21 protein-coding genes and 1 other RNA gene are annotated in these 16,696 nt (G+C 52.0%); 7 read left to right on the plus strand and 15 right to left on the minus strand.

The features are described from left to right. Positions 1-282: 282 nt before the first annotated feature. The 8 genes from ACTG2W_RS19815 to ACTG2W_RS19850 all read right to left on the minus strand — a co-directional run bounded on the left by ACTG2W_RS19815 (position 283) and on the right by ACTG2W_RS19850 (position 4,107). Positions 283-645, minus strand: a complete 363-nt coding sequence (locus tag ACTG2W_RS19815) for a hypothetical protein (RefSeq protein WP_270661198.1) — start codon at positions 643-645, stop codon at positions 283-285. A gap of 71 nt (positions 646-716) precedes the next feature. Beyond that, on the minus strand, positions 717-1,214 hold the full coding sequence (radC, locus tag ACTG2W_RS19820) for a RadC family protein (protein WP_440016490.1): 498 nt from the start codon (positions 1,212-1,214) through the stop codon (positions 717-719). Positions 1,215-1,325: 111 nt separating this feature from the next. Next, a complete protein-coding gene (locus ACTG2W_RS19825; protein ID WP_440016491.1) occupies positions 1,326-1,583 on the minus strand; it encodes a hypothetical protein in 258 nt (85 codons plus the stop codon). Beyond that, entirely contained in the window at positions 1,576-1,986 is a 411-nt protein-coding gene (locus tag ACTG2W_RS19830) for a hypothetical protein (RefSeq protein WP_440016492.1), read from the minus strand. Before ACTG2W_RS19830 ends, ACTG2W_RS19825 begins: the two co-directional genes overlap by 8 nt. Before the next feature lie 9 nt (positions 1,987-1,995). After that, complete coding sequence (locus ACTG2W_RS19835; protein WP_440016493.1) at positions 1,996-2,421, minus strand: DUF2787 domain-containing protein; 426 nt, start codon at positions 2,419-2,421, stop codon at positions 1,996-1,998. Between the two features lie 26 nt (positions 2,422-2,447). Next, positions 2,448-2,924, minus strand: coding sequence for a lecithin retinol acyltransferase family protein (locus tag ACTG2W_RS19840; protein WP_440016494.1), 477 nt, complete (start codon positions 2,922-2,924; stop codon positions 2,448-2,450). Between the two features lie 63 nt (positions 2,925-2,987). Continuing rightward, positions 2,988-3,776: a hypothetical protein gene (locus ACTG2W_RS19845; RefSeq protein WP_440016495.1), complete on the minus strand. Its 789-nt coding sequence runs from the start codon at positions 3,774-3,776 to the stop codon at positions 2,988-2,990. 10 nt (positions 3,777-3,786) lie between these two features. Beyond that, positions 3,787-4,107: a hypothetical protein gene (locus ACTG2W_RS19850; protein ID WP_179902655.1), complete on the minus strand. Its 321-nt coding sequence runs from the start codon at positions 4,105-4,107 to the stop codon at positions 3,787-3,789. A 221-nt stretch (positions 4,108-4,328) separates the two neighbouring features. On the opposite strand from ACTG2W_RS19850, the gene ACTG2W_RS19855 reads away from it, so the two are divergent. Further along, on the plus strand, positions 4,329-4,679 hold the full coding sequence (locus ACTG2W_RS19855; protein ID WP_440016496.1) for a helix-turn-helix domain-containing protein: 351 nt from the start codon (positions 4,329-4,331) through the stop codon (positions 4,677-4,679). Here the strand turns inward: ACTG2W_RS19855 and ACTG2W_RS19860 are convergent, their stop codons facing one another. From ACTG2W_RS19860 to ACTG2W_RS19875, 4 genes are all read right to left on the minus strand, one after another. Beyond that, positions 4,680-5,648, minus strand: a complete 969-nt coding sequence (locus tag ACTG2W_RS19860) for a recombination directionality factor (protein ID WP_440016497.1) — start codon at positions 5,646-5,648, stop codon at positions 4,680-4,682. After that, complete coding sequence (locus ACTG2W_RS19865; protein ID WP_440016498.1) at positions 5,645-6,634, minus strand: YqaJ viral recombinase family protein; 990 nt, start codon at positions 6,632-6,634, stop codon at positions 5,645-5,647. The genes ACTG2W_RS19860 and ACTG2W_RS19865 overlap by 4 nt, the downstream gene beginning before the upstream one ends. Before the next feature lie 94 nt (positions 6,635-6,728). Continuing rightward, on the minus strand, positions 6,729-7,679 hold the full coding sequence (locus ACTG2W_RS19870) for a DUF932 domain-containing protein (protein ID WP_440016499.1): 951 nt from the start codon (positions 7,677-7,679) through the stop codon (positions 6,729-6,731). Between the two features lie 138 nt (positions 7,680-7,817). After that, entirely contained in the window at positions 7,818-9,584 is a 1,767-nt protein-coding gene (locus ACTG2W_RS19875) for a hypothetical protein (protein ID WP_440016501.1), read from the minus strand. A 158-nt stretch (positions 9,585-9,742) separates the two neighbouring features. On the opposite strand from ACTG2W_RS19875, the gene ACTG2W_RS19880 reads away from it, so the two are divergent. The 4 genes from ACTG2W_RS19880 to ACTG2W_RS19895 all read left to right on the plus strand — a co-directional run bounded on the left by ACTG2W_RS19880 (position 9,743) and on the right by ACTG2W_RS19895 (position 13,081). Beyond that, positions 9,743-9,922, plus strand: a complete 180-nt coding sequence (locus ACTG2W_RS19880; protein WP_247627948.1) for a helix-turn-helix transcriptional regulator — start codon at positions 9,743-9,745, stop codon at positions 9,920-9,922. Beyond that, a complete protein-coding gene (locus ACTG2W_RS19885) occupies positions 9,922-11,394 on the plus strand; it encodes a YfjI family protein (RefSeq protein WP_440016548.1) in 1,473 nt (490 codons plus the stop codon). Before ACTG2W_RS19880 ends, ACTG2W_RS19885 begins: the two co-directional genes overlap by 1 nt. A gap of 345 nt (positions 11,395-11,739) precedes the next feature. Then, positions 11,740-12,420 carry an inovirus Gp2 family protein gene (locus ACTG2W_RS19890; RefSeq protein ID WP_440016502.1) on the plus strand — a complete coding sequence of 227 codons (681 nt, stop codon included), beginning with the start codon at positions 11,740-11,742 and terminating at the stop codon, positions 12,418-12,420. Positions 12,421-12,430: 10 nt separating this feature from the next. Next, positions 12,431-13,081 (plus strand): hypothetical protein, encoded by a 651-nt coding sequence (locus ACTG2W_RS19895; RefSeq protein ID WP_440016503.1) that lies wholly within the window; start codon positions 12,431-12,433, stop codon positions 13,079-13,081. A 175-nt stretch (positions 13,082-13,256) separates the two neighbouring features. On the opposite strand, the gene ACTG2W_RS19900 is transcribed toward ACTG2W_RS19895, so the two are convergent. The 3 genes from ACTG2W_RS19900 to smpB form a co-directional block, all read right to left on the minus strand. Next, positions 13,257-14,495, minus strand: a complete 1,239-nt coding sequence (locus tag ACTG2W_RS19900) for an integrase domain-containing protein (RefSeq protein WP_440016504.1) — start codon at positions 14,493-14,495, stop codon at positions 13,257-13,259. Between the two features lie 164 nt (positions 14,496-14,659). Further along, positions 14,660-15,019: a transfer-messenger RNA gene (ssrA, locus tag ACTG2W_RS19905) on the minus strand. A 166-nt stretch (positions 15,020-15,185) separates the two neighbouring features. After that, positions 15,186-15,674 (minus strand): SsrA-binding protein SmpB, encoded by a 489-nt coding sequence (gene smpB / locus ACTG2W_RS19910; protein ID WP_005334498.1) that lies wholly within the window; start codon positions 15,672-15,674, stop codon positions 15,186-15,188. A gap of 169 nt (positions 15,675-15,843) precedes the next feature. Between smpB and ACTG2W_RS19915 the strand changes: the two genes are divergently transcribed. Next, positions 15,844-16,278 carry an SRPBCC family protein gene (locus ACTG2W_RS19915; RefSeq protein WP_005334496.1) on the plus strand — a complete coding sequence of 145 codons (435 nt, stop codon included), beginning with the start codon at positions 15,844-15,846 and terminating at the stop codon, positions 16,276-16,278. Continuing rightward, complete coding sequence (locus ACTG2W_RS19920; RefSeq protein WP_236321995.1) at positions 16,271-16,618, plus strand: RnfH family protein; 348 nt, start codon at positions 16,271-16,273, stop codon at positions 16,616-16,618. The genes ACTG2W_RS19915 and ACTG2W_RS19920 overlap by 8 nt, the downstream gene beginning before the upstream one ends. The last annotated feature ends 78 nt before the right edge of the window (positions 16,619-16,696 follow it).

The following is a 16,696-nucleotide window of genomic DNA, read 5'->3' on the forward strand; positions in this document are numbered from 1 at the left end:
GAAATTTTAGGTTTAATTTTGCTCAACTAAATCGGAAATCAAGTAGTCACAAGCTGCTTCTACTCATACCTATCAATCAGCATCAAAAAATGAATAGGGTTAGCTGGCTGATTTCATACTTTGTTTGAATCGGTAGGCATCGTTCATTTTGTCGATGATCTCGCCGGGATGGAGATACCACACCGCTGCTATCTTCTCATCAGTGTCGTTGTGCTTCCTTCCAACGGAAATAGCCCCTCATACCGAGGGGCTGGCTGTGGGGCATGCGCAGGTTATCATGGCTCAGGTATGGCTACCCCAATCCGGTGCATTATTGCTGCCGTGGTTGACGTAGGCTCCGACAATCACCCGTTGCCACTCACCGACCGGTTGACCTGATGCATTACAGGCACTGCGAAAGCGGGCGAAGTTAATCTCACGTGGCAGGTGTTCACGCATATCGCGGGGACTGACAAAGAACGTTGTCTTGTGCAGCACCGGGTTGGGCGCTACCAGTGGCCCGCCAATACGTCGCCCCTCCACATCGTGGGCATAGGCAAAGCCCGGCAGCATTAACAGCTGACTGACCAGCTTGGCGAGTCCTGAGTGGGCACACATGGCCTCCGCTACGGCGGCCTGGCTAAAGCTGTCGGTGAACTCAATCATGGCGTTCTCCTTTGATTCTAAATGTGCGGAGGAAGGTGAGAGATTTACAGGTGTGACAGGGGTAAAGAGCGTTACAACACGCCCCGGTCGACCAGCGACACCACTCCCTCAGTACCGACCACCAGATGATCCAAGATCCGGATATCCACCAGTGCCAGGGCATCCTGTAGGCGCTGGGTTATTTCTATATCTGCCCGGCTGGGTTCCGGGTATCCCGACGGGTGGTTATGCACCAGCATCAGGGCGGCAGCATTGTGGTGCAGTGCCCGCTTGACGACATAGCGGGGGTAGACGGTCGCAGCGGACAGGGTGCCAAGGAACAGCTCTTCGTAGGCCAGGATCCGGTGTTGGTTATCGAGGAACAGTGCCGCAAAAACTTCGCGATCCCGTGTTTGCAGCAGCCCTTGCATGGCTTGATGGGCCACGTGTTTATCGGTAATAGCTTTTCCCTTGGCCAGTTTCTGCCGGGCAACAGCTTGGGCGATGGTGAGCAGGTCATCGTCGGTGACAAGGTCAGTCACCCGGTAGGTGCCGGGTTGCTCCCCGGCGGTGAGTTTTTGATGCAACATGATTAGGCTCCATACGCCATCGCCCCACCACGTTGGATGCGGCAGGGTAGGCGAAGTAGTTGGTTAATTGGTTACTGAATGGGGTGTGACCGCATGCTTGGTTGGCTGTGTTCAGGCCGCCAAGGTGTGCGGGGTGAAGTCGTGCAGCGGAATGTAGTCACTGGTGGCTAGTAGGATGCCGAACTGGGTTAGCCAGCAGTGATCCGGGTGATCGCACAGCCATTGCGCCAGTCTGTCACCCCGTTCGTTTTCATAGCGTAGGTAGAGGGCGTTACCGGCCACCGGCTGGCCTTGGTCATGCACTGCTTCAATCTGACCATCGTGTTCAAGATAAGCCTCCAGCTCGATGGCGATCACGGAGTTAATCATCTTCGGTCTCCTTGTCAGGGATGGGGTCACTCTCCACCGCATAGCCGCGATGGATGCAGATGCGCTGCAGGTCAGCCAGAAAGTTGGCCAGTACGCGGGGTTGCTCGGTGAGCGGCACCGGCCCTGCTTGGCAATGCCAGAAACAGCGACGTTTGGGGTCGATGCAGATCTCATCTCTCGGCTGGCTTATGGTGTGCCAGTCCTCGGCATTGGTGAGGGAGAGCAGTTGCCACTGTGCGCCAGACCAGCGCACTTGTAAGGTGACTGTACGGGCTGGTGGGCTATCTGGAGTCAGGTGCAGCAGCCAACGTTGACCACTGCGAGTGGGGGTTAGCTTGGCGCTGGTGGCGACTCGTCCCAGCCACTGGCGTGAGTAGTGGGAGAGCGCTAATTCTTGGATCATCGTGACCTCCTAATCTCCTGCGACCGTGACGCTGAAGCATTCCAACCGGCAGTAGGCAATGAAGTTGCTTTGCCAGATGTCGAACAATTCCCGCGCTTCGGCTAGCCGCAGCGGTCCCCAGCCCAACATGGTGTGTTCCCCATCGAGGAAGTTGAAATCGAGCTCTTTGCAGAGCTCAGCATCTGGGCCCAATCCTTGGTAGCTGAAGTCGGTGACGTAATCGAACAGCCAGCCATCGAGCCCACGGATCAGGCGGATCTCGACCGGATGCACACATCCTTGTTCGACGCTGTAGCCGGGGTTGCGGAAGTTGAAAGTCAGTTGGGTTAAGCGCTCTAGATTGAGCTCGGTTTTAGCGACTTCCTGGTCGAGCAGAACCAGCAATGCTTGTGCAACGGGCAGGGCAAAGCCGTTCCGGAAAAAGGGAATGGTCATGGAGTTCTCCGAATAAAGGGTTGGGACTAGCGCAGTCGCCAGGGCATTAGCCAGGTTGTCAGCTTGTTCGTCAGCGGTGTGAGTAGTGCGGGGAACGTAGGCACGGTTGTGCGGATCGGCGGCAGGGGCGTTTGTGCAAGCGTGATGGCTAGCAAGACGGTACTCCACGCCTGGTCTACCTGCTCACTGTGGTGCACACCCTGGATACACCAGGTCACGAAGTGCTCGCAGTTGTTGAACTGCAGGTTGTAGGCCCGCTCTCCTAGCCGTTGATGTGCTCGTGCCAGGCTTTCGCTCGGGCTGTAGTAACGGTGGTTGTATTCACGCAGGCAGCAGTCGCCATTGTCTGTAAATATCTCCAACGATGAGACAATAATCCGCCCTGTCACCGGGCCTTCACTCGAGAAAGGTCCGGTATAGTGAATGACTTGGTTATTGCCCGCGTAGAGGCCGTGATGGTCGTAGCCCCATCGGCTTACGATCAGATGGTCACCAGGTTGCATGTCTGCTCCTTTTAGAAAACAAAAAGCCCGGTACGAGACCGGGCATAGCGAAGTGGAGTGGGCTCACTCGAAGGTGTAACCGGCATCTCCCCGGTCGGTATGAATAACCACCTCCAGTACTCGGCACAGCGGTGTTGACTTGAGGGTGAACCGAGTTTGCTGTCCAAAGTTCATCGCAACAGGGAACACCTGCGTGATGTACTCTGGTTTTAACCGGTCTTTACTGGCGAGACAGGTGCTCCATTTCACACGACCGCTGACACAATCATCACTCGGCACTTCCCGAACCAGCTGACACTGGCCACGGTTGATGGTGATGTCTTTAATCGTGACAGGGTCATTACGAGACACGACCTGCAGTACGCCCTGTTGTGCGCGTAGTTCAAAGTTCAAGTGGGCGGCGGCTGGCTCAGGCTCCGGAGCCGGAAAGGCACAACCAAAGGCCGCGTCCGTAGCGGCAATTAGCGTCTCTTGTACACCCGCGACCGGCAGCTCGATGCTCCGGCCATCCTGGGTGATGGCTTGCAGCGACTTGGCTGAGCGCAGCGCGGCCCACATGTCATAGAACGCCTTACTGTCATTCCCTGCCACCATGCTGGATAGCGGGGGATAGGTATGGCCATCGATGCGTAGCCAAACGGTTTCAGTCGGTGCTTGGCCTGCTTGGTTGAGTTCGATGCGGCTAAGCTGGCCCATCCGGCACGATAGATAGAGATAGGTCGCGTCATCGACCGTTGCTGAGTACTCCGTTACCCCCTGACCCCAGCCATCGTTCCAGCGGCCATGGTCTCCAAACGCCAGCACGGCGGGCGTTAGCAGCAAGCCCAGCAGAGCTATTATCCATTGATGCATCCCACACTCCTTACACGGCATAGCCGAGGATATTGTTCATAAAGCCCTGAAAGGCGAAAAAGCCGATCAGCGCCCCGATGGCCTGTGGCCCCATCAGCCAAAATATCTTGGCCTTGAAGGTCTCGACAGCGCCGCTGGTCGAGATCCAGTCCGGGTGAGTAAAGCGGCGAAACCACTCTCCGATACACATGCCAACCCCGGTAAAAAGCGTGCCGAACACGAAGGAGGCGGTCAGCCCCCAGAACCCGAGCCAAGGGGCTTTGCCGGTCCAGGCGATGTTGATGGTCAGGGCCAGAAAAAGCAGGCCCGCGATAACAAAGTAACGTTTCATGATGTCTCCTTATGGATAAAAAATGACTTTTCATTTCCCATGGCCATGCGGTGGTTGATCAGCGGGAAATTAGGGTTGTGGAGTATTGGGTGATGGATTTACTTTCGTTCTGAAATTCCACGCCAAAGCACCAATATCAACCCAATAGGTTGATACTCATCTCTCATGGTTCTTCATGTCAACAGGTCTATATCCAACCATAAGAGTTGGTTGGAGGACTTATGACAGATATCAACTTTGAGCAGTTAGCCAAGAACGTGGGTAAGGCGATTGGACGCCAGCGTAACCAGGCCGGGTTTACCCAAGAGCAGGTGGCTGAACACCTCAATATCGGGATGGAAGCCGTCTCTCGAATGGAGCGGGGAATTGTGGTGCCGACCGTGGTGCGGCTGGCGGAGCTCGCTCAGCTGTTTGACTGTGAGCTGGCGGACTTTCTGCGCGAGACCAGTAATCGCCCGACCGAGCAGGGCATTGTGCTAAGCCAGCAACTGGCTCGCCTTGATGATGCTGACCGAACCCTGTTGCTGGAAACGGTAGAACGGTTGGTGGAGCGGTTGGCGCGTCACAGCTGATCACCCGCCATTTACTGGGGGAGGGGATGGGGTTCCTTTCCCCAATTTGTTGGTGAGCGGACTCCTTCTTGGTTGCGGCCTCTGCGGTGCGGCATGTGAGGTAGTCGCCTCCACACCAGCGTTACCATTAGCCGTTTCGTCGTTGTTGGCTTCGGGAGAGAACTCCTCCAGCAGCATCGGCACCTCTTCATCGATATCCTCAAATTGGCCATTTCGCAGCAGGTCGCGAGCGGCCTGCTCCATCTGGTCGATGGCGAGCCCCGCCTCTTGATCACGCCGGGCGGCCTCCTGTGCTTGTTTGACTGCCTCAGTCAGGTTGGTTTCTTCCCGCAAGGTCAAATCCACGTAGTAGACCGGTGTGCGGTACGACTGGGTGGTGCTCTTGGCTCGCAACCGCAGGGTGAGCGGCAGATAGCGGGTATGGCCCCCGCTCACTGCCTCCAGGTACTTCAGTCGCGCCGCCAGGGTGCGTACCGAGTTGTAGCCGGTGGTGCGGAAGATAAAACTGCCCAGCTCATCCCCTTGCCCCTCCACAAACAGGTTCAGTCGCCCGTACAGCTTGCAGCCCTGTTGCCCTGCAAAGGCGCAGCGCTCGGGTCCAGGGCAGCAGACCTCCTCCATGCCTTGTGCCCCCACGCGTCTTGCCACCTCCCCATTCCCGACACACAGCGGCCTGCCGGTTTGCCGGTCAAAGGCGCTGTATTCCGCCCGCAGATTCAAGTCGCTGTCGTTGAACAGCACCCTCACTGGAATGGCGCGGATCTTGGTTTGCTCCTGCCCCTGGCCACTTTTCTGCGATGAGTAGTGTTGATGCAGGGGATGGAGCAACCATCCCCCCTTTTGCTGTATCTGGGTGGTGAGGGTGAAACTGTCGTCCTTCTCCGGTACCCACTTATCCTGTTTTTGCACCAGCTTGCCGATGCAGATCCGCCCGATCACGGGCGGGGTAATCGCCAGTCCTTTGATCATGGTGTTTGCCTCAAGGGTTGAATGGTGAAACGGCGCACGCCGGGCACCGGTTTGACGTAACGGGTGAGCAGGTCGGGATGATCCTGACCGAGCTTATCCAGGTCCGGTGCTAGCCGGTCTTTACTGCGCTTCCAGGTGATCTTGCCATCGGCAAACAGCCCAGCAGTGGCTTCACCCAAAGTGGCTTGTAGCCGCTGCTTGAGTTGTGACTCCTGCAGCTCGACGGCTTCCTTTTGCTGACGCAATCGCAGCAACTCCCCAAATAGCCTGTTGAACTCGGGAGAATCGGAGAGATCCAGCGTCTGGCCATCGTCATGGGGGAAGAGCCAGCTCAGGGCATTGGCGGCATCACTGGAGCCGTCAGGCTCGGGCTGCTGATCTTGTTGCACCATCTGCCAGAACTGCGCTTCCCGTTCGGTGAGATCCTGGATCTTCTCCTCATCGCGCTCGATGCGATAAATCCGGAAATCCTGGCCGCCGATCAGCACAGCCACTTCGGCCCAGGCATGGCCGGTGACGGCCAGTTGATGGAGTACCTGACACTGATAAGCCACCGGCACTCCTTCCTCCCACTGGGGGGCGCTGTGATAGCTGGCGGTCTTGATCTCCAGAATGCCCGGTCCATCGGGATGGCCGACTACTTCCCGGTCGAGGTTGGCGAGCATGAAGGGTTGCTCTGGGTGTTGCAGCACTGCATTGACCCGGCGCACCTTATAGCCGGTGCGTTTGGCGTAGACCTGCGCCAGCACAGGTTCCAGTTCGATGCCCCACAGCACCGCTTCCTTGTGAGAGATATCCTCCGGCTCCTTGCGGCCAGTCTTCTCCAACCACAGGCCGAGCGGACATTTGTAAGGGGAGAGCCCGACTGCCACGGCGGCATCGGAAGAGCCGATCCCTAGTTTGCGGATAGCGAGCCACTGCTCGCGGGTTAATTGAGTAGTGGAGGCCAGTCGCAGGGCCTGGCCGTATTTGGCTTTTGCTTTCATGACTATTCCTTGTTGACGGCATAAATGGCTACGCCCGGATTGGCTTGTGCCAGTCCGGGTGAGTTCGTTATGCGGTTTGAATGGGGAAGCGGAATTACTGCAGCAGAGTGAGAGCCTGATTCAAGGCTTGGGATTTGAGTTGGGCGCCCTGACCAAACCAGGCGGAATCAAGCCGGTGATCTTGGCTGCGGGCTCGGCGGTGGTGATCCACGTATTCAGTGACCGCATTGACCAGCCCCCAGGCGGTATTGCGGGAGCTCGTAAGTTCTGAGCCCATGCCTGCGCCCTGATAGAGCTCATGCAGTCGTTGTACCGGCTTGGTGAGAATGATGTTCTCCTCATCCAGCGGTTGCGCCAACAAGTCGCTGAAAAAGCGCAGCGCCTCTTCAGGGGCGACGGGCCGTTGTGCCAATTCCTTAGTCTGTGCCTTGAACTCATCCCAATGAGACAGCCCGAGCCCAAGCGACTCTTTTACGGTCGCCGCATCGAACTGAGTGGAGTGTGGCACCTTGATGGCTCCGGTAGTGCCGCGCAGTGCCATCTGCAGGGTGTTGTTGCAGACCACTCGCAGCGAGGTGAACTGCGCCGTGGTGCAGAGCGTGCCGTCGCAACTGGTCGCCAACAGCAGATAGGACTTTACCAAGTCATTGCCTTTGAGTTTTAGATCCTGGCCGGTCTTAGCCAGTGCCCACAGCTTGCGGCCACCTTTGAGCGAGCCTGCGGTCTCCAGCTCAAAGCCACCGGCTTCTACCAGGTCTTGATAGAAGTGCAGCACCTCGTGAGGCTGTACCACGTTGTAGCGCTGAGAGACTACCGACAGGGGGGCGAGGGTATCAGAGCGATACAGCACCTTGCTGTCGCTGTAGGGGCGAATATGCAACGCATCGGAGGCGACGTTAAACATCACGTCGCTCTGCTCGATGGTCCAATCCATCCCGGCTGCCTGCAGCCAGATATCGAGGGATTGTTGCGGGGGTAAGACATTGCCAAGGCCATGCCAAGGGGTTTGGCCAGTGTAGGCCATGGTGTCAATTAGGTGCGCCATTAATATCTCCTGAGTTGGATGGACATATATCACAGTGTGTCAGGAAGTAATATAGATTTGAAAAAATGACGAAATGGCATTGTGAAAATAGCTATTCCTGCTACTAGTAGCAGGAATAGCAGCGTTGGCGTATAGGCACTAGTTTAATGCTCTACAACGAGACTCCTCTTCGAACTGTGTGGGATTTAATGTTTTAAGCAAGGTTAATCTATACTGCGTATCACTAAGCATTTTTGAGGTGCATGGGTGGTCGGTATCTGAAATATGTAAATAAGCTCGCAACCCCAAGCACTCCCTTACGCAATTGTACAAAGTAGAGCTAGGCAGGTAAGTGATAAATGGTTTTTCCTTTTCAGCTTTGGTTAGGATGTTGTGAATCGATGGTTCTATATTTTCTCCTGTCAAACGATCAAGTTTTTTGTCGATTTTAGAAAGGGCATATTCTACCTGGCACCATGTGTCTAAGATCGCCTGTTGGGGGCGTTCTTCTGATATACATAAGCGTTTACATACCAAATCATTGTAATATCTAATGCTGCGAAGAATTGAATGCGAGTAATGATGTGTGATGAAAGACTCATAGTGCAACTGTAGTAGGAAACTATCATCAATACGAGCATCAGCATAAAGTGACTGCGAGTTGATGATGTTTTGTACTAACGATGTGAACCGCCCATTTTTAATTTCACTTGGTGTAAGTTTGATTGCTAATGCAATTTGTAACATGGATGCATGAGATGGTAATGAACCTACGGTGTCATTATATATGGTTGTAATATTATCCGCCAATAGCTGGCTAGCTTTTTCAAGTTCATTGTTCTTAATTAAATGTAGTGTATGGAATATTGCCGCGTATGGTTTCAAATAGCCAAGCTTAGCATCTGTCATAGCTTGGTTGATAAATTTTTCAGCCTTTTCCTGAGTTTTTATCGGTAGAGAATTAAAATCAGGTTCATTGAGTAGGTAAAATAATGATTGGATACTCTGGTTATGATATTTGTTTTTGACAGCGGGTAATTCCTTAACTGCGAAACACCACAGTTTCTCAATATGTTCTTTAGCATCATGGGACAGCGCTAAGCCTAATGTATTTTTAGCATAAATGGATGTCGTTATCATACCGCTGAGTGATTTTATCCGGACATCAAGAAGATGAATGAATTTATCTGATGCTTCTTGATAGTGGCGAGCGAGATACTGACCTAGCCCAGTTTTATTATCGAAGTATATTGCTGCGATACAGGCCGAGTATGCATCTTGCAAAATAACCAATTGGTTCAAACATTTGTTTCGTATTTTCACATCGCGAATTGAATTGCACTCTATTGTAGCGCTCTGTATATATCCCCTGATTGTTGCTCTACGTTGGTTTCGGCCCGGCTTTATATTTCCTATTAAGTTTATCAATTCACCCAGATATACTTTGCATTCGGGGATGTCGATAATGTCAAGCAGCATTCTACGTGCTGCATGTGCTAACCCATGTTCATTTGTTCTTTTTAATAGTTCATCTAGGTGTCTCACAAAAGGCGAGTGTTCTCTGAACTCCATCATTAGCTCGATGCAGCTAACAAGAATAGGGCAAAGAATATGCTTGGTATATTGATGATATATTTTTTCTTTAGCTATCGGCGAAATAACAGTTTTAGATAGAACCACAGTGGTAGCTGCTTCACTGAAATCAAGTAATCCATTTACCAAGACTGAAACAGCCGGTGTTTGATCACATAAGGCTTGGATCAGTCTGTCTTGGAGTGTCTCAATGTAGATGCTCTGCTTCTGGTCGTAACTACGCATTTCATTCAATCTTGAACTGCGATCTTTCGTATCGTAGAGGTCTAGTGCCCACAGCAGATGGCTTAGGACATGGTGATGACCGAGAGTTTCAGCTTGTTTTATTGACATTGCTGTCTTGCCTCCGCAAATTTGCCGACCAATTCAGGCTGTGGTTTTTATACCTTAGTTGTGTCTTCAACACACATGACAGAGGTCACAAGATGCAGGATAAAATCCAAGGCGTCATACCTACCCCTCCTGCTAACTGGTCAGGGCGGGTAATCCGAATGAAAGAGTTGGTAGCGTTGATCGGTCTTAGCCGCTCGACGATTTACGATCGTCTTAACCCTAAGTCGAGGCGCTATGACAAGCATTTCCCGAAGCCACTTCGGTTAGGCGAGAACAGTATTGGTTGGTTTGAACACCAGATTTACTCCTGGTGCCAACGACAGGTTAAGGGGGAATGATGAGGCGGCCTCCAAAGACATATTCGCTTACTGATGGCTTTCCAATAGGTGTATTGCCTGCGCAACTACGTGAAGTGGTTCTGTCCGTACACGAAGATACGCAAGCACCAGTAAGTTTGATCTTTGCTTCGGTCTTGAGTGCAATGAGCTTAGGATGCCAAGATCTCGTCGATATCACTCGACCTGATGGGAAACGACATCCCATCAATTTATATCTGCTGACACTTGCTGATTCTGGTGAGCGGAAGAGTACAGTCGATAGCATTATTATGGCCTCAATACATCGCTATCAGGTAAAGCTATCTGCCAGTTACAACCAAGAGATGGCTGATTATCAAATAGCGAATCAACTCTGGGAAACTGAATATGCGGCTACAAATGGGTTATGGAAGACTTCCCTGAAAAATGGAGGTGCAGAAGCGGCGCAACGAAAGACAGAGGTTGCATTGTTGTTGCAAATGCGCCCTGTAAAACCGATTCGTATTGAATGGCTTGTTAATGATGCAACTCCTGCTGCAGTGAAGTCGCGATTAGTTGAACAAGGTACATTAGGGCTTTTTTCAGATGAGGGAGGTAGTATGCTGAAAAGCAGCTTGTTATCAGACACTTCATTTTTGAACTCATTATGGAGTGCAAGTGATATATTAGTAGAACGAAAGACGACTGAACCCCAACGGATCAGTGATACGAGAGTTACACTGGCATTGATGGTTCAACCAAAACTATTTGATGCTTTTTTAGAAAAGCATGGTGAAAAAGTCAGAGGTTCTGGATTTTTAGCCAGATGTTTGTTTTCAAAACCTAAATCTACTCAGGGACAGCGTTTGGCGAATAGTATTCCTTATAAGGCTTACTGCGGAAGCCCATTACAGGAATTTTTTGATAATCGATTGCAGACATTGCTAGAGACAACGCTAGCACGCAGGCGAACTAATACAGCGCGTCAAGTAGTCCAATTATCTCCAGAGGCAAAAGTGTTATGGTTTCGAGAATACAATAATTTAGAACAAAGAATAAACCAAGGGCAGGATCTGTACCCTTATCGTGATGTTGTATCTAAATTGATGGAACAGATGCTAAGGATATCAGCTGTTATCACTTTTTTTAATCATGATTCTCTGGAGGTTAATGAGCAGGTGTTGAATGCAGCGATACAGCTTGGCAGATGGTATTTGTATCAGTTTATCAACCTAACCAATACAAGTGGTGCAGTGACGAAAGAAGAAGAGGATGCAAACGCCATATATACATGGTTAGAGCAGCGACTTGATTTTTTTCGTATGCCAGGCGTAAGAAAAAACCATGTGCGTCAATATGGTCCTAATTGTGCTAGAAGCAAAGTTCGATTAGACCAAGCTGTTGAAACTCTAGCGAGACAAGGACGCCTTGTTGTTATTCATGGGCGTACAACTTACCTGCGAAATTATACTAATGACCCATATAATATTGCGGGTAATGGTGCCTCGCTATAATGCATGGAAAGTGACGTTAGATAACTTTAGAGTAAATTGTTTTTAGTCTGAAGATGCATGGATAGTAATTTCCGAGTCGCAGGGAAACTATTTCCAATGATTTGCTAAGAATAATGAAGCGGTTGATATCTGGTATATGTATTATACACATTGACATATGCCAATAGTTAAAATTTGTCATTGTGGATAGCTGCCATCTTTTATGTGAAAAGCAAAGAGGTACATAACGAATTTAAATATCACACCATCCATTAATTGGATGAGTGAAATGCAACGGCCACTTCTGAACCATCTATAAATTGCACATGCATTTGGGTCAACCATGCCTGATCAAAAGGAGGCGAGATGAATTCATCATTGGGCTACCAGCTTAGCCCAGAGGAGCTTTATAAGCTGCTTGCTGAAGCTGAGCTGCGTTATGGGGGTGTTTCACCCTATTACTTAACCAAGTTAACACAGGTCATTACAAGCAGCTTGGATATATATCCCCGTGTATTTGCTGTACGTGTGGACTTGCGTTTGCCGCAAACTAATTGGCAGGGGGAGCCTGACATACCACTGTGCTTTCCTCGGCAAGACCCAGCGGTAATTACACGTTTCTTTGCATCACTGAAAAGCCAATTACTGGCGGACCATACCCGTAAGGGAAGGCGAGGACAGCCAGCCTTCCCTGCATATATCTGGGTGCGCGAGCAGGACTCGAGTGCGAGTCAGCATTATCACGTGGTACTGCTCTTTAATAAAGACATCTATGCGTACTTGGGGGCCTACTGTAACGCTGAGAGCGATAATATGGCCCTTAGGATACAGCGTGCTTGGTGTAGTGCCCTTGGGCTTACCTACCCGGACTATGCATCTTTAGTGCATTTTCCGAAGAGCCCTGCGTACGTATTTGACCGCCGTGCTGCAACGATACATTCCCCTGTGTTTCGCGAGTTTTTATTGCGAGCTGCTTATTTAGCGAAGACCAGAACAAAGGTTCCCGGTCAGCGTAATTTTGGTAGTAGTCAACCTTTTGTAAAGTAAGGAGAGTAAGATGACGGAAATTAACAAGAGTGAAGTCGTAGGCGAAAACGTGCAGCCAGAGTTTGAACAGTATGTGCATACACCTACAGTTTGTGGTTATTCGGCGCATTATGATCTAAAGCCAGTCCTGACGAAGGATCTTCTAAGGAAATTATGGTGGGGGGCGACTGACCCAGTATCGACGCGTTATGCGTTGAGCTTGGAAATTTATTTCGGTGCCCGGCATTTTAATGATGTTTGCATTGCGACAGAGTGGCTAGCTACCTCGCTGGCATCGAGTACCGAGACTCGAGCTTTATTTGAAGAGTTGGAGTGTGTGGTCTGCCGTGTGAGTCGCTCTCACGACATGACGTTGGTGCGGATGGTCTTCTTATTCAGTGACTGTAAACAAGCGACAAGGCCTGAGTGGTTTGCCTATCGAGTGGCAGAATACTGGCGTGAGTGCATCTTGCGGCGCTTTCGTTTCTGCAAAGAAGTTGAGCGACTTCCAATGGAGCCAGGCTTGGGGCGTGTAGCGTACCACTGTATAGACCAAGAGGAGACTGCGCTAACCGTGTTCGAATGGCTAATGAGTGGGCATCGGCTTTACGGTGATAACGCTACACAGGCGGAGTATTTCTGCGGTCGTCACATTAAAAGGCAGGAGGCGGGATCTTTATAGGTTCTTGTCGCAGGAGAGAGCCAAGGCTCTCCCCTGTATCTAATGTTGTATCAGGCAAACCTCAACGAGTAGTGATCACATCCAACAGGATCATCTGATACTTGTTTTTGTGGGCGCCAAGAGAGTCTTGGTGTCTTCTGCTTTATTGATAATCAGTTTGGGGCCAGTAAATAACTTAACCAGCCATTGTTGGTGGTATCCATGTCAGCGCTGAGCCGATCTTGGATGCGGCATCTATATGCTCTGACCACCAGACCATCATTTCTCTGCGACGTTCCAGATAATCCGTGCGGTTATAGGCGCTACGCACCTCGTCCTTGTCAGAATGTGACAAGGCGGACTCGATAACGTCTCGATCAAATCCTCTCTCGTTAAGGGTTGTGCTGCCCAAGGCTCGCAGGCCATGAGCGACCAAGGTCCCTTCATATCCCATTCGTTTTAAGGCCGCATTGGCTGTTTGCTCGTTGGTGTGCGTTTTAGGATTACGGATACCAGGGAAGATAAATTCACGATGGCCGCTGATCGGTCGCATGAGTTCCAGATAGGCAAGGGTCTGTGGTGTTAATGGCACATCATGACCTCTGCGCTTCTTCATTCTCTCTGGTGGGATCCTCCAGAGTTTCTTTTCCATATCGATCTCTGCCCACCGGGCTCCGGCTGCTTCGCTGGGGCGAGCCAAGGTATGCAAGCTCCATTCGATAAGGCAGCGGGTCTGCAAATTGATACTGGCTTTCGATAGCCGATTCATCAGTTCCGGCAACTGGTTGGAGTTAATGCTGGGCATGTGCTGTTTGGCTGGACGCTGAAATACCTTGCTGATCCCCGAGCAAGGGTTGGCGTCGATCAGACCAGAGTTGACGGCGAAGGTCATGATTTCGTTCACCCGCTGGGTGAGGCGACGCACGGTTTCGAGTTTTCCTGCTGCTGCGATAGGCTCGATGATCTTGATGGCTCGCTGTGCCTTTATTTCCATAACTGGCACTGTGCCTATCTCGGGGAACAGGTACATTTCGAGCGAGCGCCAAAGATTCTCAGCATATGCCGGGGTAACGGAAGGGCGTTTGACATCAAGCCAGCGCTTGGCGACGGCTTCAAAGGTGTGCTCGCTCAGCGATAACGCAGCGGATACCTGCTCGTCACGATGGTGTTGGGGATCGATGTTTTGTTGCAGCAACGTTTTGGCTTCGGAGCGCTTCTCTCTCGCGTCAGCCAATGACATCGTAGGGTATGAGCCGAAGCTGATCATATTTCGCTGCTTAGTGAGAGGGCGGTAGTAACGCAGGCGCCACAATTTAGAACCATTGGGCTTGATGACGAGCTCCAGGCCCGCCCCGTCGCAGAGGGTGTATTCCTTCTCCTTGGGCTTGGCTGCTTTGATCTCGGTTGGGGACAAGGGGCGGGTGATACGAGGCATAGGCATACGCTCCTGAAGGTATACAGAACCATATACCTAACGATATGCCTAAAAGGGCTGGATGGCAACGCATCCCCTTGGACAGCATAAGACAACAAAAAACCCGCAAAGCCTTACGCTGTGCGGGTTTCTTGAACTTCGTTGGTCACTGTTGGACCGGTATTTGGTGGAGCTGGGGGGATTTGAACCCCCGTCCAAAATTACTACATCCTTGGCACTACATGCTTAGTCACTCTTTACATTCGCCAACCCGCTGCGGAGAGACACGCCACGAATTGACTAGCTCGATTGGTTTTAATGCTTCCGCCCCGAGCAGGACTTCCACACGATCCTGTGAAGGATGACCTTCCGATTCCCTAGGACACAGGCAAGCTAGGGTAGAAGGGCTCTATGCAGGTTATTAAGCTGCTAGTGCGTAGTTTTCGTCGTTTGCGACTATTTTTTTGCGGTTTATTAACGAGGCCTACCGCACCTCGGCATGCACCTTGGGTTTCGTGAATCTTGTCGAATCCAGAATCAGCCCCAAGTTGTTAATTGCGATTGTACGCAAAAATGCTGTCATAGCAAGGCGTTGATACCCATTCCCTCTGACAGCCAGTCTGTTTGCCGATTTATTGTACGCAGCTGAGCCTGCAGAGCCAGCTGCGCCGGGGGAAGGTGAACCGGCGTTCTGATGCTGCCAGTCGCAGGTTAGCCGCGATGCTTGTTCTTCATGATGCGGGCTTTTTCCCGATCCCATTCGCGGGCCTTGGTATCTTCGCGCTTGTCGTGCTCTTTCTTGCCCTTCACCAGGCCGATTTCGACCTTGACCCAGCACTGTTTCCAGTAGAGGGCGAGGGGAACTATGGTGTAGCCCTGACGGGCAATCAGGCTTTCGAGCTTGTCGAGTTCACGACGGCTCAGCAGCAGTTTGCGGGTGCGGGTCGGGTCACATACCACATGGCTGGAGGCCGCTTGCAGTGGCAGGAAGCTGGAGCCGAACAGATAGGCCTCGCCATCACGGAAGATGACATAGGCTTCGCTGATGTTGGCCTTGCCCGCCCGCAGGGATTTGACTTCCCACCCTTGCAGGGACAGACCCGCTTCGATCTTCTCTTCGATGAAGTATTCGTGGCGCGCGGTTCTGTTGAGTGCAATGGTGCTGGACCCGGCTTTGTTTTTACTGTTTTTTTTGCTCATGACGGGCGATTTCCGGCAATGACTAGGAGGCTCGTATTATACGTAGGCAGGGGCGGCTGTAAAACGCGCAGCAGGTCAAGTGGTGGCTTTCTGAGCGGTTTGGCTGAGGTTTTACCTCCACAACCCCAAACATGGTGATAAAATCGCGCCGATTGGATGAGGAAAAGCCATGCCCCGAATTACGCGCAGTGCCCTGGTGATGTTCAGTGCAGAACAGATGTTCAAGTTGGTTAACGATGTGGATGCCTATCCGCAGTTTTTGCCCGGCTGTGTCGGCAGCCGTGTCCACGAGGCTGGCGATGACTACATGATGGCGTCGGTCGATGTGGCCAAGGCGGGGATTGCCAAGACCTTTACCACCCGCAATCAGCTGGATGTGAACCGCCAGATCAGGATGGAGCTGGTGGATGGCCCGTTCCGCAAGTTGGCGGGCTGGTGGACCTTTACCCCGCTCGATGTCGACGCCTGCAAGGTGGAGTTTGATCTCGATTTCGAGTTTACCTCCAAGCTCATCGAGGTGGCCTTTGGTCAGGTATTCCGTGATCTGGTGAGCTCCATGGTCTCCGCCTTCTCCAACCGGGCGAAGGAGGTATACGGTGTCTGACCCGCTCAATATCGAGGTTGTCTATGCCTTGCCGCAGCAGCAGACGGTGATTGCCCTGCGGGTGGCGCCCGAGACCTGCGTGCTGGCGGCCATCGAGCAGTCCGGCATCGTACAAAAACACCCTGAGATCGATCTGGTGGTCAACAAGTTCGGCATCTACAGCCGCCCGGTGAAAGGGAGCGAGCCGCTGCACGACGGCGATCGTATCGAGATCTACCGTCCGCTCATCGCCGATCCCCGCGAGATGCGCAAAAAGCGGGCCGAGAAGGCCAAAGAGGAGGGGAGAGCCGATAGCGTGACTGGTGGCCGCCCCGATGTGCATCGCAAGCTCCGCGAGTAGCGGTCAGGTTTTTCTTGCAGAAAAAAGGCGCCGAGGCGCCTTTTTTTGATCCCGTTAGCCGGTGAGCTTGCCGAGGGG

Origin of the sequence: Aeromonas sp. 96A, assembly GCF_051919165.1 — a bacterium.
In the GTDB taxonomy this organism is placed as follows: domain Bacteria; phylum Pseudomonadota; class Gammaproteobacteria; order Enterobacterales; family Aeromonadaceae; genus Aeromonas; species Aeromonas veronii.

What these genes read in the sequence shown, in the direction of transcription:
- ACTG2W_RS19815 (WP_270661198.1), bottom strand. Translation starts at nt 645, where the DNA reads ATGATTGAGTTCACCGACAGCTTTAGCCAGGCCGCCGTAGCGGAGGCC.
- radC (WP_440016490.1), bottom strand. Translation starts at nt 1,214, where the DNA reads ATGTTGCATCAAAAACTCACCGCCGGGGAGCAACCCGGCACCTACCGG.
- ACTG2W_RS19825 (WP_440016491.1), bottom strand. Translation starts at nt 1,583, where the DNA reads ATGATTAACTCCGTGATCGCCATCGAGCTGGAGGCTTATCTTGAACAC.
- ACTG2W_RS19830 (WP_440016492.1), bottom strand. Translation starts at nt 1,986, where the DNA reads ATGATCCAAGAATTAGCGCTCTCCCACTACTCACGCCAGTGGCTGGGA.
- ACTG2W_RS19835 (WP_440016493.1), bottom strand. Translation starts at nt 2,421, where the DNA reads ATGACCATTCCCTTTTTCCGGAACGGCTTTGCCCTGCCCGTTGCACAA.
- ACTG2W_RS19840 (WP_440016494.1), bottom strand. Translation starts at nt 2,924, where the DNA reads ATGCAACCTGGTGACCATCTGATCGTAAGCCGATGGGGCTACGACCAT.
- ACTG2W_RS19845 (WP_440016495.1), bottom strand. Translation starts at nt 3,776, where the DNA reads ATGCATCAATGGATAATAGCTCTGCTGGGCTTGCTGCTAACGCCCGCC.
- ACTG2W_RS19850 (WP_179902655.1), bottom strand. Translation starts at nt 4,107, where the DNA reads ATGAAACGTTACTTTGTTATCGCGGGCCTGCTTTTTCTGGCCCTGACC.
- ACTG2W_RS19855 (WP_440016496.1), top strand. Translation starts at nt 4,329, where the DNA reads ATGACAGATATCAACTTTGAGCAGTTAGCCAAGAACGTGGGTAAGGCG.
- ACTG2W_RS19860 (WP_440016497.1), bottom strand. Translation starts at nt 5,648, where the DNA reads ATGATCAAAGGACTGGCGATTACCCCGCCCGTGATCGGGCGGATCTGC.
- ACTG2W_RS19865 (WP_440016498.1), bottom strand. Translation starts at nt 6,634, where the DNA reads ATGAAAGCAAAAGCCAAATACGGCCAGGCCCTGCGACTGGCCTCCACT.
- ACTG2W_RS19870 (WP_440016499.1), bottom strand. Translation starts at nt 7,679, where the DNA reads ATGGCGCACCTAATTGACACCATGGCCTACACTGGCCAAACCCCTTGG.
- ACTG2W_RS19875 (WP_440016501.1), bottom strand. Translation starts at nt 9,584, where the DNA reads ATGTCAATAAAACAAGCTGAAACTCTCGGTCATCACCATGTCCTAAGC.
- ACTG2W_RS19880 (WP_247627948.1), top strand. Translation starts at nt 9,743, where the DNA reads ATGAAAGAGTTGGTAGCGTTGATCGGTCTTAGCCGCTCGACGATTTAC.
- ACTG2W_RS19885 (WP_440016548.1), top strand. Translation starts at nt 9,922, where the DNA reads ATGAGGCGGCCTCCAAAGACATATTCGCTTACTGATGGCTTTCCAATA.
- ACTG2W_RS19890 (WP_440016502.1), top strand. Translation starts at nt 11,740, where the DNA reads ATGAATTCATCATTGGGCTACCAGCTTAGCCCAGAGGAGCTTTATAAG.
- ACTG2W_RS19895 (WP_440016503.1), top strand. Translation starts at nt 12,431, where the DNA reads ATGACGGAAATTAACAAGAGTGAAGTCGTAGGCGAAAACGTGCAGCCA.
- ACTG2W_RS19900 (WP_440016504.1), bottom strand. Translation starts at nt 14,495, where the DNA reads ATGCCTCGTATCACCCGCCCCTTGTCCCCAACCGAGATCAAAGCAGCC.
- smpB (WP_005334498.1), bottom strand. Translation starts at nt 15,674, where the DNA reads ATGAGCAAAAAAAACAGTAAAAACAAAGCCGGGTCCAGCACCATTGCA.
- ACTG2W_RS19915 (WP_005334496.1), top strand. Translation starts at nt 15,844, where the DNA reads ATGCCCCGAATTACGCGCAGTGCCCTGGTGATGTTCAGTGCAGAACAG.